This window comes from Thermococcus thioreducens (assembly GCF_002214545.1).
GTDB classification, from domain to species: Archaea; Methanobacteriota_B; Thermococci; order Thermococcales; family Thermococcaceae; genus Thermococcus; species Thermococcus thioreducens.
In genome coordinates this window covers 722,057-734,140 of record NZ_CP015105.1, presented here as the reverse complement: position 1 = coordinate 734,140, position 12,084 = coordinate 722,057, and the positions used below count along the sequence as shown (strand labels likewise).

11 protein-coding genes, 3 tRNA genes and 1 pseudogene are annotated in these 12,084 nt (G+C 53.2%); 7 read left to right on the top strand and 8 right to left on the bottom strand.

Going from position 1 to position 12,084, the window contains the following annotated elements; genetic code table 11:
* Positions 1 to 52: 52 nt before the first annotated feature.
* Positions 53 to 139 (bottom strand) — tRNA-Ser (locus A3L14_RS04000).
* A 136-nt stretch (positions 140 to 275) separates the two neighbouring features.
* Here A3L14_RS04000 and A3L14_RS03995 point away from each other — a divergent pair.
* A complete protein-coding gene (locus A3L14_RS03995; RefSeq protein ID WP_055428966.1) occupies positions 276 to 1,451 on the top strand; it encodes a CBS domain-containing protein in 1,176 nt (391 codons plus the stop codon).
* Positions 1,452 to 1,456: 5 nt separating this feature from the next.
* Here the strand turns inward: A3L14_RS03995 and A3L14_RS03990 are convergent, their stop codons facing one another.
* Genes A3L14_RS03990 through A3L14_RS03980 form a run of 3 tightly spaced genes read right to left on the bottom strand, consistent with a single transcriptional unit; the run spans position 1,457 to position 4,634 of the window.
* Complete coding sequence (locus tag A3L14_RS03990; protein WP_055428967.1) at positions 1,457 to 2,572, bottom strand: DUF835 domain-containing protein; 1,116 nt, start codon at positions 2,570 to 2,572, stop codon at positions 1,457 to 1,459.
* On the bottom strand, positions 2,569 to 3,828 hold the full coding sequence (gene glmU / locus A3L14_RS03985) for a bifunctional sugar-1-phosphate nucleotidylyltransferase/acetyltransferase (RefSeq protein ID WP_055428968.1): 1,260 nt from the start codon (positions 3,826 to 3,828) through the stop codon (positions 2,569 to 2,571). The genes A3L14_RS03990 and glmU overlap by 4 nt, the downstream gene beginning before the upstream one ends.
* Positions 3,825 to 4,634: an undecaprenyl-diphosphate phosphatase gene (locus A3L14_RS03980; RefSeq protein WP_055428969.1), complete on the bottom strand. Its 810-nt coding sequence runs from the start codon at positions 4,632 to 4,634 to the stop codon at positions 3,825 to 3,827. The genes glmU and A3L14_RS03980 overlap by 4 nt, the downstream gene beginning before the upstream one ends.
* A 56-nt stretch (positions 4,635 to 4,690) precedes the next feature.
* On the opposite strand from A3L14_RS03980, the pseudogene A3L14_RS12065 reads away from it, so the two are divergent.
* Together A3L14_RS12065 and A3L14_RS03970 are read left to right on the top strand one after the other, a co-directional pair.
* Positions 4,691 to 5,375 (top strand): annotated as a pseudogene (locus A3L14_RS12065) (MBL fold metallo-hydrolase).
* A 62-nt stretch (positions 5,376 to 5,437) separates the two neighbouring features.
* The gene (locus tag A3L14_RS03970; RefSeq protein WP_055428970.1) at positions 5,438 to 6,517 is read left to right on the top strand and encodes an NOG1 family protein; all 1,080 of its coding nucleotides are present in this window, start codon (positions 5,438 to 5,440) and stop codon (positions 6,515 to 6,517) included.
* Positions 6,518 to 6,629: 112 nt separating this feature from the next.
* On the opposite strand, the gene A3L14_RS03965 is transcribed toward A3L14_RS03970, so the two are convergent.
* A complete protein-coding gene (locus A3L14_RS03965; protein ID WP_055428971.1) occupies positions 6,630 to 7,022 on the bottom strand; it encodes a 30S ribosomal protein S8e in 393 nt (130 codons plus the stop codon).
* A gap of 115 nt (positions 7,023 to 7,137) precedes the next feature.
* On the opposite strand from A3L14_RS03965, the gene A3L14_RS03960 reads away from it, so the two are divergent.
* Complete coding sequence (locus A3L14_RS03960) at positions 7,138 to 8,028, top strand: hypothetical protein (protein ID WP_055428972.1); 891 nt, start codon at positions 7,138 to 7,140, stop codon at positions 8,026 to 8,028.
* Here A3L14_RS03960 and pyrG read toward each other — a convergent pair.
* The gene (gene pyrG / locus A3L14_RS03955; protein ID WP_055428973.1) at positions 8,025 to 9,623 is read right to left on the bottom strand and encodes a glutamine hydrolyzing CTP synthase; all 1,599 of its coding nucleotides are present in this window, start codon (positions 9,621 to 9,623) and stop codon (positions 8,025 to 8,027) included. The two genes, A3L14_RS03960 and pyrG, sit on opposite strands and share 4 nt — an antisense overlap.
* Before the next feature lie 193 nt (positions 9,624 to 9,816).
* Here pyrG and A3L14_RS03950 point away from each other — a divergent pair, with 193 nt between their 5' ends.
* Complete coding sequence (locus tag A3L14_RS03950; protein ID WP_157628428.1) at positions 9,817 to 10,650, top strand: hypothetical protein; 834 nt, start codon at positions 9,817 to 9,819, stop codon at positions 10,648 to 10,650.
* On the opposite strand, the gene A3L14_RS03945 is transcribed toward A3L14_RS03950, so the two are convergent.
* Both A3L14_RS03945 and A3L14_RS03940 read right to left on the bottom strand, forming a co-directional pair.
* Positions 10,642 to 11,019, bottom strand: coding sequence for a DUF555 domain-containing protein (locus A3L14_RS03945; RefSeq protein ID WP_055428975.1), 378 nt, complete (start codon positions 11,017 to 11,019; stop codon positions 10,642 to 10,644). The genes A3L14_RS03950 and A3L14_RS03945 overlap by 9 nt on opposite strands.
* 10 nt (positions 11,020 to 11,029) lie before the next feature.
* The gene (locus tag A3L14_RS03940; RefSeq protein WP_055428976.1) at positions 11,030 to 11,317 is read right to left on the bottom strand and encodes a DUF357 domain-containing protein; all 288 of its coding nucleotides are present in this window, start codon (positions 11,315 to 11,317) and stop codon (positions 11,030 to 11,032) included.
* Positions 11,318 to 11,575: 258 nt separating this feature from the next.
* On the opposite strand from A3L14_RS03940, the gene A3L14_RS03935 reads away from it, so the two are divergent.
* Together A3L14_RS03935 and A3L14_RS03930 are read left to right on the top strand one after the other, a co-directional pair.
* Positions 11,576 to 11,653 (top strand) — tRNA-Ala (locus A3L14_RS03935).
* 10 nt (positions 11,654 to 11,663) lie between these two features.
* A tRNA-Val gene (locus A3L14_RS03930) sits at positions 11,664 to 11,741 on the top strand.
* Positions 11,742 to 12,084 lie beyond the last annotated feature (343 nt).

Below are 12,084 nucleotides of genomic sequence, written 5' to 3'. Positions count from 1 at the left end.
AATTACTGTTAGAATTGACGGGAAGGGATGAACCCCTCACGGGCCCGGCAGTTGGCGCCGGGGCAGGGATTTGAACCCTGGTGGGCGGACGCCCACGGGATCTCGAGTCCCGCGCCTTCCCAGGCTAGGCTACCCCGGCGCGGTTGGGAGTTCTCGGTGGGGTCTTATAAATCTTTCCGCGAAAAATTTATTAACTCGAATTAACTAAAAATCTCCCGGTTGCAAAGGTTTAAATTCTCGGCCGCCCTAATAATAAGTGAAAGGAGGTGGCAGAAATGGTCGGTATTCTTGTTCAGGAGGTTATGACCGACAGGTTCCAGAAAATAGACATCGACGCCCCGCTTTCTGAGGCGATCGGAATCTTTGAGAAGGAAGACCCCGACCTTATTCTGGTCTTCGACGGAAACCTGTACAAAGGAGTCCTGACCCAGGACCTTATAGTACGCTCCCACCTCAAGTGGGACCCAACCAAGGCCAAGGTTAGGGACGTCTACAAGACCGCCCCGGTGATCAAGCCGGATGAGGACCTTAGCAAGGCCGCCAAGCTCATGATTGAGGTTGACCTGCGCTCCCTCCCGGTTGGGGAGAGCAAGGCTGAAATCATTGGAGTCATAAGCGATATAGAACTGCTCAAGAGGGTAGCAGGAGGGGAGTTCGGAAAGAGGAAGGTCGAAGAGGTCATGACCAAGGACGTCATAACCCTCAGGCCCGACGATACCGTAGCAAAGGCACTTGCAACGATGCGCGACCATGCGATATCAAGGATACCGATAGTCAACGAGGAGGGCAAGCTCGAAGGCCTTGTCACGCTCCACGACCTCATCATAAGGTTCATCAAGCCCCGCTTCAGGGCCCAGTACGGTGAGGTTGCGGGAGAAAAGATACCCCCGTTCAGCATGCAGCTCCGCGACGTCATGATAAGGGGGGTCATAACAATATCCCCCGACGCCAAGCTCAGAGAGGCCATCGCCACGATGATAGAGAACGACATTGACGGCCTGATAATCGTCGACGAGAACAACAGGGTTAAGGGCGTTCTCACGGTCAAAGACATGCTGCTGCCCATATCAAGGATGGTCGAGAAGGAGGTTCGCTTCTACCTACAGCTGGGCGGTGACGCCTCAGTACTCAGCGACTTTACCAGGGAGAGAATAATAGAGGACGTAAGGCGCTTCGTTGACGGCTACGAGGACCTCCTCGGGCAGGAGGGCATAATCTACCTCTACATCAGGCGCTTTAACGAGCGCTTCAGGGGAGTTCACCTCTACCAGGCCAGGATGCGCGTTGTCACCGACAGGGGAGTGTTCATAGCGACGGGTGAAACCTGGGGTGCAATACAGGCCGTCCATGACGCCCTCAGGGCGATCGAAAGACAGCTCCTTCAGAAGGCCGAGCTTGAGAAGGACACCCACTACTACAAGCGCTTCCTGGAAAAGATGGGACTGGAATGAGGGGATTACTCCCCCGGAAATTCTCTTTCTAAAATTCTTCTCTGCAGGGGATCCAAGGCCTCTGGATCCACCACCAGTATTATAGTCCCGTTCGCTACCAGCAGGCGATCCTTTACATTTAGAAGGAACTTCAGGGTGTTTTCAAAGCCGTTCTCTATTATCAAGTACTCCACGGCGTCTATGTACAGGACGCGGTAGCCGCTTTCTACTGCCTTGGCTATCAGGTCGGTCAGTATGTCGATCTTGGTTGGGCTTATCGCGTATATTTCGGGGAACTTATGTATCTCCCCCTCAATCACCCTCGTAACCCAGAACACCAGAGCGCTCGGATGAAGTTTTCCCCTGATACTGTCAAGCTCCTCCCGGGTTATCACAATCAGGTTTGGGAGTGCTTTGATATTTCCAAACTTCTCCGAGACCTTCTCTTTGGAGGGGTATACAAAAGCCCCCGGATGAGGTGTCTTGGAAGATGGAGGTTGGGTTTCTGCCGGGGGAAACGGTATGAAGACGAACTTAAACGCGCCAACCGCGGCAACAAGTCTGAAAACAGCACCAAGGAAAAAGGCGCTTGGGGCCAGCCACTCAACGTTCCTGACTACTGGATATGTAAAGTTGAGGAGACCCAGAAGTATCAGTCCCCACGGGAAAAGCGAATCTATACTGCGGGTTGATATCTCCTTCTCAATCAAGATCCTGCTGAAGTATATGAGGGCAAAGCTGTAGGCAAAAGCCGGAAATACCGTTTCCACCACAAAGTTGTCATTGAAAACGTTGGCCGCCAGCAGGAACAGCCATACGTACGAAGCGGCCAGAAACACCGAGATTAAGACGACATGCTTGAGCTTGCTCGTAGCGTATTTGAGGTGGATGGCCCCCCAGAGGAGAAGGGTCGCTATAAAGAAGTTCGGTATCTGCGAGGCAACCCTGTACGCCTCATGGGCCATGTGAATTCCGAGGGGCCTGAATATATAGCTCTCAACGTCCAGAGCGTTTATGAAGAACGCCGTGCTCAGAAGAACCCAGCCCTTGTCGCGGGTCTGATAAGCCTTGTACGCAACGGCGATGAACAGAACCCACCTAGAGAAAAAATTAACATAGGGGACGGCGGCTTCCAGATTCATCTTTTCATCACCGCCTTCTCCTGTTTCATGACCACGAGACTCCCGCTGGGAACGTTTCTATCGACTATCACCCCAGGCCCAACAAACGAGTTGCTCCCTATCTTCCTTCCGGGATATATGCTCACGTTTATGCCGACCTTGACGTTGTGGCCGATTATGGCTCCGAGCTTCCTCCTCCCGGAGTCCTCAAGTTTTCCTTTGACCTCGACCTTTATGGTGCCCTTGTCGTGTCTCAGGTTTGCCGTGATGGTGCCGGCACCGAGGTTTGTGTTCTCCCCGATTATTGAGTCGCCGACGTAGTTTAGGTGGGGAGCGTTGCTGTTGTCCATTATTATCGAGTTCTTGACCTCCACAGCGTTGCCTATATGGCAGTTGTCGCCGATGCTTGTGTAGGGCCTTATGAAGCAGTTGGGGCCGATGCGGGAGTTTCTTCCTATCTTCACCGGCCCAATGAGGTACGCCCCGCTCCTTACGACGGTCCCCTCACCTATCTCCACAGGTGGAACTACCGTGGCGCCTTCCTCAACTATACCCCTGATGCTGTGCTTCAGCTTGTTCTTCAGGAGGTATTCGTTGAGCTCCAGAAGATTCCACGGCCTGCCAACGTCGTTCCAGTAGCCGGAATAAACCGCGTAGGCAACCCGTTTTCCGTCCCCTATCATGAGGTTGATAGTGTCTGTTATCTCATACTCCCCGCGTTTGCTGAGGGGGGTTTTTTGAAGGAACTCAAAGACGTCGGGTTTGAAGATATAGACACCGAGGTTTGCATAGCCGGAAACACTGCCCGGCTTCTCCCTCACCATGGAGACGAGGTTTTCCCTGACCTCGACCTTACCGAAATGACTCAGATCGTCAAACTCCTTCACCAGAAGCGCGGCGTCTGCCTTTTCCCTCTTGAACGCTCCAACGAGCTCCTTCACTCCCTCTATCTCGAAGTATATATCTCCGTTGGCGACTATAAACTCCTCATCGCCAATCTGCTCCCGGGCTGATTCTATGGCCTTGGCGGTGCCTTCGCCAGGGAGCTGGTCAACATATGTCATAGGCTTCCCATTGAACTCGTCCCCAAGGCCATCGATCAGCTTTTCCTTTTCATAGCGGACGATTATTATGAATTCATCCACAAAGGGATCCAGATTCTCAAGCACGTACTCAATTATCGGTCTGTTTGCGACTTTGAGCATGACCTTTGGCCTGTCATCCGTCAGAGGACGAAGCCTTTCCCCTTTTCCAGCCGCGAGGATTACGCCCTTCACAGAACCACCCCCACTAAATAGACGAACACAGGTATCAGGCCAAAGAGGGCGAGGAACACTCTCTCCCCGAAAACTTCAACGGCCCTAAGAAGGCCCTTCATCGTAACTATGCTTGTCACGAATGCCGATAGAAAGGCCGCAAAGAGCAGTGGAACAGGAAGCGCCGGATCCCATCCACCTACGAAGGCGAGCTTCAGTATGAAATAGACAGGGGCTATAAGAAAACTCAGTTCAAGGGCCTTCTTGGGGGTGACCCCCGTAACGACTAGGCCGAAGAACACGAATCCGCTCCTTGAAAAGCCGCCCATCAGCGTCCCTCCCTGCAGCAGGCCGGAAACTATGGAGTCCACAAGGGTCGCCCCGTCGTCCTCCTTGATTTTCTCCTTAGCCCCACCCAGGAGAGGGCGGAAGCGACCCATGAAGAGAGCGAACAGAAAGATCGCAAATCCGAGAAGGGCGTTGATGAAGTCGGAAACCTTAGGATCGATGACCACCCCCAGACCAACCAGCAGGGGATAACCGATAAGGAGTGTAAAGAGGGTGGTGTATAGAAGATATTTCACGTCCGGGTCAAGACTCCTGCGCAGGGCCCTCTGAGACCCAAGCGCGATTTTCTCCTTAAAGTAAAACAGCACAGCAAACGTCACACCGAGATACGCAGGAACAAGGTAGTCCACATAGGCCGGCGTTACACCTTCCAGAAATCCCATGATTGAATAACCCTCCGGACTGGTGGGAAGCCAGGATGAGAGCGCCACGACAACGCCCGAAACCAGGGGAGCTATGTATTCACCGATGTTGACCATGGCAACCACACCAAGGGTTTTAACTCCCAAGAACATAAACTTTTCGAGGGGGTGTGATGAAACTCACGGTAACCTACGAAAACCATTCGGGATTCAAAAAGGTCTCCTTGGTGCGCATGGCTTTTCCGTCCTCGTCGAACATGAAGGGCTGACCTCCTCCCCGCCCTGAAGGGCGAGGCTTGTGAAAAGAAAAAAGTCATCGCCCATCCCGGAGTGTTCACAAAAAGAATCTCCATGAAGCCAAGGCGGAGAGAGATAGGCATACCTTTCAGCAGGGGCGAGCTGGAGGAACTCGGGGCGGAGTTCTTTCTCAAGGAAAAGCCTTTCGAATTTGCGCCGGGATTCTGGAGCTCTGGAGAAATACTCAGGCGCACGTGGGATAGGACGGTGGGCTACATCGAGGAAAGAGGGAAACTACAAATGGACTCGATTCCGGACGACATCGCCCTTATAGTGGATCTGGGTGAGAGTGTGGCTGTGATAACGGGCTGCGGTCACTCCGGAGTTCTTAACATAGCGTGGCACGCGGAAGACGTCAGCGGGAAACCGGTTAAAGCCCTCATCGGAGGGTTTCACCTTAAGGGGGCCAAAAAGGAGACTCTCGATGAAATCGCCGGGAGAACAGATGTCGAAAAGCTCTACGCCGGCCACTGAACGGGCATCGATTCATACGCATATCTGAAGAGCAGGCTCGGTGGTAGGATAGAGCCGCTGCACGTGGGCAAGACCATCGAGCTTTAGCGAACCTTTAAATACCCAGCCGAAAAGCTAAGCACCGCGAGAGAAAAGGAGAGGTGGGAGAGATGAAGAACCCGTTCGAAAAAATGCCGACCGTGCTTACCGCTGACGAGCTCATTGACAAGGCATTCAGAAGGGCCGAAAAGGCCGCTTCAGCATTCACCCCAAAAGGTGGCCCGAGGGCCAAGGCGAGACAGAGGGAGGAGCTCAGGGTTAGGACTGTCTCCAACGTTGTGAGGGACAACCTCAGAAAGCTCCTGGACAGAACGCCGGGAGTTTCGGAACTGCCAGCGTTCTACAGGGAGCTGGTTGACACGCTCGTTGACAGGGATCAGTTCCACCGCTCTCTTGCGAGGGTCAACTGGGCGATAAAGACGATAAGGAACCTGGAGCAGCGCTATGTTGAAAAGATAAGGTATGAAAGGGATCCAAATGAGATAGCCAGGCTCAGGAGGAGCTTCTACGGCCGCGTTGCAGACATATTAAGGGACACAGCGGACGACCTTGAATACCTCAACCGGGCAAGAAACGTGCTGAAGGACCTTCCGGTCGTTGACCTTGAGCTTCCGACGGTCGTCATCGCCGGCCACCCCAACGTGGGCAAGAGCACCCTTCTGAGGGCCCTGACCAACGCCAAGCCAGAGGTTGCGAGCTATCCCTTCACCACAAAGGGCATAAACGTCGGCCAGTTCGAGGAGCACTACCTCAAGTACCAGGTTATAGACACACCCGGCCTTCTCGACAGGCCGCTGAGCGAGAGGAACGAGGTTGAGAGGCAGGCCATCTTGGCTTTAAAGCACCTCGGAAGGGTCATCGTCTACATCTTCGACCCGAGCGAGTACTGCGGATACCCAGTAGAAGAGCAGATGCATCTGTTTGAGGAAATATACAGTGAGTTCGGCGAGTTTCCGTTCATAGTCGTCCTCAACAAGGTGGACATAGCGGACGAGGAGAAAATAAAGACTGTTGAGGCCTTCGTCCGCTCCAAGGGGCTCGAACCCCTCAGAATCTCGGCCCTGAACGGTGAAGGTCTGGATGAGCTGAAGGAGCGCGTCATAGAGCTCGTAAAGCCCATGGTCGAGGAGCAGACGAGGAGAATAATGGAGAAGGAGCTGAGAAAGTACAGGGAGGAGTTTGAGCTCTGACCCACGCTTCTTTTATCTTCGTTAAACCCCGTAAAGCCAGAGAAGTTAACGGTAGCGTAAAGTTTTTAGGGTTAACGGTACCTAACGATGGTATTTAAAAGGAGAAAAGAATTCAGGCGCTCTCTTCTTTTATCAGGACAGCGTTGACGACGCCGTCCTGGCCGGGCCTGCTGGTGACGATGGCCTTTCCGGCCTCGGTCTCTATGATGGCACCCTTGGTGATTATGTTTCTCCTGACGTACTGCCTGTTGGCGGGGTTCTCAATAACCCTGATGATTTTGACCTTCTTGCCCTTGCCGTTCTCGAAGACGTTGGCGTAGAGGGCCTCGATAAGCCTGACCTTCCGGTTTCCACCGTAGGTTCTGATTATCTTCCTCTTCTCCCGCTCCTCAGCGACCTTGGTGAAAGCCGGCTCCCTTCCGAGCTCCCTCTTCCTCTTCTTCCTAGCGAGGATAATCCTTCCGCCTGAAGGCTTCTTGAGTGACCTTCCCTGCCAGATAGCCATTTATCTCACCTCATGAGCTTAATACTCAACCTATCGCCACTTTGGGGGGTTCGTTTATAAGCTTTTCTGGAAGAATTTTTAAATCCTTGTCCCCATTACTTCATCAGGTGGTGGTATGGGAGCGATCGAAGCCTTCACGAACGCGTTCTCACTCGTCATCAGGAACAAGAGGCTATACCTGCTTGTATTGCTCATGAGCCTCATGATGGCTCCCCTGGGGGCGTACCTAATTCCCGGTGACATCGGCTACGAGTATAATCAAACGAGTATGCAGAAGGGGAACGTCATAATTGAGGAATATGGAACACCAATAGACGGAAACGAAGTGGACATGCTAATAGAGCTCCTCAAGGGGATTATCATCTATTCCGTCATCGCCCTAATCGTTGGAGCGATTTTTGAATATGGAATCACGAAAGGGGTATTCATGCATCTGAACGGTGAAGAATACTCCCTCGGCAGTCTTATGATGGAAGGCCTGAAGCACTTCCCCGGGGTTATCTTGATAAACTTCGTCTACGGCCTTATAATGATGGTTTTCATAGGCGTTGCCGCCGTTCCAATAGTGCTTGGGGCCCTTTTCCTTCCCGCTGGAGCGGTCTTGGTGTTACTGGGTATCATTTTGATATTTGCGAGTGTAGCTTTCGCCCTCGGCCTGTCCTCCCTTGCAGTCCCGTTCTACGTGGACAGGAGAAGCATTGGGGCGGCCTTTGAGGCCTTTGGAGCGGCCTTCAGGAACGTCCTCTCAACCATAGGTTTCGGAGTGCTCCTTGGGGTTGGAGTTATCGCCATAATGATGGTGGCAAGTCCAATAGCCTTCGTAACGCGGATGGTGCTTCCGGAGAACATGGCCCTCTACGTCTCGGCGTTCCTTCAGGCACCCTTCGACGCCCTGCTGTACCTCTTCATATGGACTGCCGGGGTGGCGTTTTACAGGGAAATACAGAAGATGGAAGAACTAAAAAAAGTTGACGAGGAGTTGCTTGAGCTTGGAATCGATGTTTAAAGGCCTTTCTTTTCTTTTGCCGCCTTCACGAGCCCTCTGAAGACCGGTGCCGGGTTCATAGGCCTTGACTTGAACTCCGGGTGGAACTGAGTAGCGATGAAGTAGCTCTTCTCCGGAAGTTCAAGTATCTCCATCCTCCTACCGTCGTCCCCGGCTATTCCGCTGAATACCAGCCCGGCCTCCTCAAACTTCTCTATGTACTCCGGGTTGACCTCCCAGCGGTGCCTGTGGCGCTCGTAGACCAGCTCCTTCCCATAGAGTTTCATTGCGAGGGTTCCCGGTTTTATCCTGACCGGATAGGCACCGAGCCTCATCGTCCCGCCGAGCCTGTCCAGGTCGCGCTGTTCGGGCATGAGGTCAACAACCGGATACGGTGTCCGGGGGTCAATTTCGGTGGAGTGCGCACCCTTCAGCCCCAGAACGTTGCGGGCAAACTCAACAACCGTGAGCTGGAAGCCGAAGCATATCCCTAGGAAAGGTATGTCGTTTTCCCTCGCGTAGCGGGCGGCCATCATCTTGCCCTCCGTTCCCCTCGCGCCGAAGCCGCCGGGAACGATTATGCCGTCAACACCTTCGAGGAGCTTGAAGCCGTGCCTTTCAAGGTCTTCGGCCTCCACCCAGCGTATTTTGACCTTCACGCCGTTGGCAACGCTGGAATGCTTTAACGCCTCCTTTATGCTCAGGTAAGAGTCGGCGAGCTTGACGTACTTGCCCACTATGGCAATCTCAACAGTATCCTCAAGGGACTTGTACCTCTCGACCATCTCACGCCATGCATCGAGTTCCGGCTCCCTCTCGGGAAGGCCGAGCCTCTTGGTGATGTACCTGGCCAGGCCCTCCTTTTCGAGCATGAGCGGAACCTCGTATGTGTCCTCAACATCGTAGGCACTTATGACGGCCTCTGGCGGAACGTTGGTGAAGAGGCTTATCTTTCTTCTCGCGTTTTCCTCCAGAGGATCCTCGGAGCGGGCCACTATGGCATCGGGCTGGATTCCAAGGCTTCTCAGTTCCTTGACGCTGTGCTGGGTAGGTTTGGTCTTCTGCTCGCCGACGACTTTGAGCTTCGGCACGTAGGTGACGTGGACGAAGGCGACGTTATCTCTGCCCTCTTCAAGCTGCATCTGGCGGGCTGCCTCAAGGAAGGGCATGCTCTCTATGTCGCCAACGGTCCCGCCTATCTCCACCACAACGACGTCGTAGTCCTTCGCTATAGTCCTTATGCGCTCCTTTATTTCGTTGGTGATGTGGGGAATGACCTGGACAGTGGCGCCGAGGTATTCACCCTTCCTCTCCTTCTCAATGACGGCGGAGTAGACCTTACCCGTTGTTATGTTGTGGTCAAAGGTGAGGTTCGTATCGAGAAAGCGCTCGTAGTTGCCGAGGTCGAGGTCAACCTCGCCTCCGTCATCGAGAACAAAGACCTCTCCGTGCTGGTAGGGGTTCATGGTTCCGGCGTCGTAGTTGAGGTAGGGGTCTATCTTAACGTTAGTTGTTCTGAAACCGCGAGCCTTCATGAGCATCCCGAGGGATGCGCTCGTTATCCCCTTCCCGAGACCGCTGACCACACCACCCGTGACGAAGATGAACTTTGTCATGGCAAAACCTCCACAGGTTATGTCGTTGGTTGATTGGTGAGTGCTTAAAAGCTTTGTTGGTGGGAGGTAAGAAAAGCTTAAAAGGCCCACATCAATACTATCTATCGGTGTAACTATGAAAACCGTCAACCTGGATGTATTAGCAACACTCAGGAATAGAAAATTTCTCGCCCTGCTAGCCGTAGCACTTCTGGTGACCTATGCACTGCCGTTCCCCCTCATAAACGGATTCCTTCAGGACTATTCGAGGCTCAAGCATATCAGGGAGCGAATGCTCAGGGAAAACGAGGCCATAGTCTGCCACAACGTCTTTAACGCCGACCCCGACTTCTTCGGTTCGCATGGGATGAAGTGCGACGAAGACTACTACAGACCCAACGAGCAAACAGTTAATGTGGACGGCCTCAGCGTCTACGAGGACACCTACTACGAGTACCTAGAGGCGAAGAAAAACCTCCGGGAAGAACTGCCCACCTTTGTAATCTTTGTTATATTCGAATTTCTGTCGTTCCTGTGGTTCAGCTACGCGATGGTGGATTTTGCCGTCGAGTTACCTAGAGAGAACGAAAAGAGGATTTCAGACTCAATTCTATCGGGACTCCGCTCGCTCCCGGCGCTGGTGACCTCGGAAATACTGGTTTTCTTCGTAATGATTCTAGTCCTAATACTACTTGCAATACCGATAGCGCTTTTAGGACCCTTTGGAGGCTTCATAACAGGCCTCATTGCTTCCCCCGCATTCGCCCTCGTAGTTCCAGCTTATTACTTCACGGGGAACATAGCTCCCGTTGGGGAGATTTGGAGGGTGGCGAAGGGCAACCCCGGGGGATACTTCACACTGGGACTTGGGCTCTCGGTCGTTGAGACCTTAGCCATTGTCGGGTACACCACATACCTTGGTCTCGGCACGCCCTTCATGATGCTCATTACCGGGAGCCTGAGATACCTTCTCAGCAGTCTCGGCGCGCTAGGGGTTTACCTGGACACACCACTAAAGGAAAATCAAGAAAAAAGGCCGTCAGTCTAATTCGACCCCGTCGCCCTCTTCCTCCTCTGTAAGTTCCCTTATCTCATAGACCTTAAGCGGAACCTTCTTGAGGGCCTTTCCGATGACTGCCTTGGCTATTCTCTCAGCGTGCTCGATGGTTTGAGCGTTGTAAACCTTTATCGTGAGATACATCCCAACCAGGCCGACAGAACCTATAACGAAGGCACTCTCGAAGTGGGCCCCGCAGACAGGGCACTGGGAGTAGCCTATCTCAACCCTCACAAAGTCGAGCTTTTCCTTGTTGAGCGCCTTTGCGACCTTGCTCACCGCGACGTTTATCGCGTCCTCGCTCGTCTCGACGTCCCTCACTATAATGGGTGCCTCCAAAACAACAACGTAGTCTCCCATAGCTCCCACCTCAGCCAAAGGCAAACAGCCTGTCGTCCTCTCCCTTAAAGACTCCCAGCCTTACACCTGCGTCTATAAAACCGTGGGCATAGTTGAGCGCGGCAAAGGCAGTTACATAGTCGCCTTTCTCGTAGTAGTATTTGGCGTCCTCAAAATAGCTCCTCGCCATGGTGAGAAAGTCCTGGGCAACTCCCCTCAAAAGGCTCTTCTCATGAACAGCTATTTCAAGGGTCTCCAGCGCTTCAGCGGTGATTTTAAAGTACTTCTGAAGCTTTTCCTCGGTTATCTCCCGCCCCACCGGTCTCGCCTCACGGTTGGTTGGGGGGGAGTCTTATAAACCTTATCCTGGATTCCATGTACTTCAGCTAACCAACGTTCACAAGACCTGCCGTCAGTTGGGCGCTCTTACCTTCAAAACGCTCGGAGGGGAACATAGAGGCAAGGGAGCAAAGCGTAAAGTTTATAAAGCCCACCCGATGATAGGTAAATGCCCGCACGGGTAGGCCCGGAGAGAGATGAGAGCCGGGTTTTAGGGCCGTGCGGAGCTGTTGGGTGTGGGCCGGTAGCTCAGCCTGGTATGAGCGCCGCCTTGGCAAGGCGGAGGCCCCGGGTTCAAATCCCGGCCGGTCCACCATCCTTGGGTTGGGCCCGTGGTCTAGACTGGTTATGACGCCACCCTGACAAGGTGGAGGTCCGGGGTTCGAATCCCCGCGGGCCCACCATAGAAACTTTTCTGGCGAAAAGTTTGATCAAAAGGTCGTGATTCCTTTTGAGTGGTCAGTCCTTAGGGGATTTTTTGTTTTAGTGGCTGGGTGTACTTTGGGTTCATGTCGAAAGGGCGTTCTTCAACGGGTTCGACGTCAACGCGCTCCGAAGGAGCGCTAAAAAGCCCGAACCCATTTTAGACGCGTAGGCCAAAAGAATCCCAAACAGAACTGCCAATTCAAGTGAAAACCTCTCCAAACAGCAATCCACGAAAGAATCACAAACCTCGACGAAACTTTGCACAGGCAAAGTTCCAGCACTGGCAAAGAGTGAGTGGTTTTCTGAGAGTCCCTAAGAGTC

Excerpts from the sequence above, each read along its gene's own strand:
- A3L14_RS03980 (WP_055428969.1), bottom strand. The coding sequence starts at position 4,634 with ATGGTCAACATCGGTGAATACATAGCTCCCCTGGTTTCGGGCGTTGTC.
- A3L14_RS03945 (WP_055428975.1), bottom strand. The coding sequence starts at position 11,019 with ATGGGAGACTACGTTGTTGTTTTGGAGGCACCCATTATAGTGAGGGAC.
- A3L14_RS03965 (WP_055428971.1), bottom strand. The coding sequence starts at position 7,022 with ATGGCTATCTGGCAGGGAAGGTCACTCAAGAAGCCTTCAGGCGGAAGG.
- A3L14_RS03970 (WP_055428970.1), top strand. The coding sequence starts at position 5,438 with ATGAAGAACCCGTTCGAAAAAATGCCGACCGTGCTTACCGCTGACGAG.
- A3L14_RS03960 (WP_055428972.1), top strand. The coding sequence starts at position 7,138 with ATGGGAGCGATCGAAGCCTTCACGAACGCGTTCTCACTCGTCATCAGG.
- pyrG (WP_055428973.1), bottom strand. The coding sequence starts at position 9,623 with ATGACAAAGTTCATCTTCGTCACGGGTGGTGTGGTCAGCGGTCTCGGG.
- A3L14_RS03995 (WP_055428966.1), top strand. The coding sequence starts at position 276 with ATGGTCGGTATTCTTGTTCAGGAGGTTATGACCGACAGGTTCCAGAAA.
- A3L14_RS03990 (WP_055428967.1), bottom strand. The coding sequence starts at position 2,572 with ATGAATCTGGAAGCCGCCGTCCCCTATGTTAATTTTTTCTCTAGGTGG.